1 protein-coding gene is annotated in these 1,728 nt (G+C 56.5%); it reads right to left on the bottom strand.

The genetic code is table 11. The features are described 5' to 3' along the window. Positions 1–12 precede the first annotated feature (12 nt). Positions 13–1,257 (bottom strand): group II intron reverse transcriptase/maturase, encoded by a 1,245-nt coding sequence (gene ltrA, locus ACFPTO_RS25135; RefSeq protein ID WP_377715800.1) that lies wholly within the window; start codon positions 1,255–1,257, stop codon positions 13–15. Between the last annotated feature and the right edge of the window lie 471 nt (positions 1,258–1,728).

Raw genomic sequence — 1,728 nt, 5'->3', positions numbered from 1 at the left:
ATACGGCTCCCGTTATCCAACCGGTACCCCAACAACACGCCAGTGGACGAACAACCAGGGGTGGATAGCCGCCATCTTGCATAGCCATTCATGACTACGCCGTTTGTGCTGCCGCAACCTCTTGTACTTTCGTTGAGCCCATCGCTCAAGCCGTAGGTCGATGTAGCCGAAGAGGCTGCGCATAGCCGTCCTATAAAACGCCCCGTAGTAGTTCCACCACCCTTGTATCGTCCTGTTGTATTGCTGCGCAAGTTCGTCCAGCGTCGCCGGTGTTTGACGGTGCAGTCTCCAGCTTCGCACGGTCTGTCTCATCCTCTTTAAGGCATCGCTGCTCACCGCTGGCAGAAAGCTGGTAAATCGCCGTCGGTGTTTGCTCGATGCCGCTCTCGGTCTGAACGTAAAACCGAGAAACGTGAACTGCACGTTCGGATGAGTGCCAGTGCGATTACTGTCCTTGCAATACACGATCTTCGACTTCTCCGGATGCATCGTCAGACCACACTCTCCCAGCCGTGCGGCAATCGCTTGCATCACGGATTGCGCCTCCGCCAGACTGCGGCAATGAACCACCGCGTCGTCGGCGTAACGTGCAAAGGGCGATTGCGGCCATGTCCGCTGCATCCACCTATCGAACGCATAGTGCATAAACAGATTCATCAAGATCGGGCTGATCACACCGCCCTGTGGTGTACCCCGCAGGCGAGGCAAACTCGCCCCTTCCGCAGTTTCGAACGGCGCAGTCAGCCACCGCTCGACGTACAACAGGATCCAGCTCTCCTTGATATGGCGTCGCACCGCCTTCATCAGCAACGCATGGTCGATCTGGTCGAATGCCGCCTTGATGTCAAACTCAACAACCCAGTCGTATTTCCAGCAACGCGTACGCGTCACGGCAATCGCCTGTTTAGCCGACTTGCGCGGCCGATAACCATACGAATCTTCATGGAATATCGGATCGAGTGTCGGCTCGATCATTAGCTTGACTACACTCTGCGCCACCCGATCAGATACGGTTGGAATCCCCAGTTTTCTCGTGCCGCCCTTGGCCTTCGGGATCTCAACCTGCTTCACCGGTGGCGGGAAGTACGACCCCGACGACATCCGGTTCCACAGCTTGTACAGATTTCCCGAAAGATTCAGCTCGAACATGGCGATAGTTTCATCGTCCACGCCCGCAGCCCCGCGGTTGGCCCTCACCAACTGGTACGCTTCCCACACCACCCGTTTCGCAATGCTGTACGGTTTCGTTGATGTCATGTCACTCATCCCCGCAGTGCGGGTTGGTGACCTTCGTCAACAGGATAACGCCGCCCCTTCGCTCCACCTTCATTACAAAGGCTTCAACACTACTACGGGCAGCTCCGCCCCTCGCTCCGACATCGGTATTCTTCCTCATGGTGTCTGCCGCTTGTCATTTCCCTTCGCATTCGAAGCAAGGTTCTCACGTTCCATACCAAAGCCTGTATTGAGCTCATGCCGCCTATACACCGACTGCCATCGGGTCCGTAATCAGGTGTCGTCCCGACTGATCCTGGAGCTACCTTACGGCTCCAGTTTTGACAGCGCTTTTAGAATACTGACGATGCGTCATCGGACGGTTTGCTTTCGCTCATCTGCTCAACACGTACCTGCCACCCTGGCCGGGTGACTTTTCCACGGTCGCTCACTACCACGCCTTTTGGACGCAGCAGCACCGGGCGGTTTGAAGCCTGCTCCTGAAAGCCGACT

This window comes from Paraburkholderia denitrificans (genome assembly GCF_042655705.1).
GTDB classification, from domain to species: Bacteria; Pseudomonadota; Gammaproteobacteria; order Burkholderiales; family Burkholderiaceae; genus Paraburkholderia; species Paraburkholderia denitrificans.
This window is presented reverse-complemented; position numbering and strand designations above follow the sequence as displayed.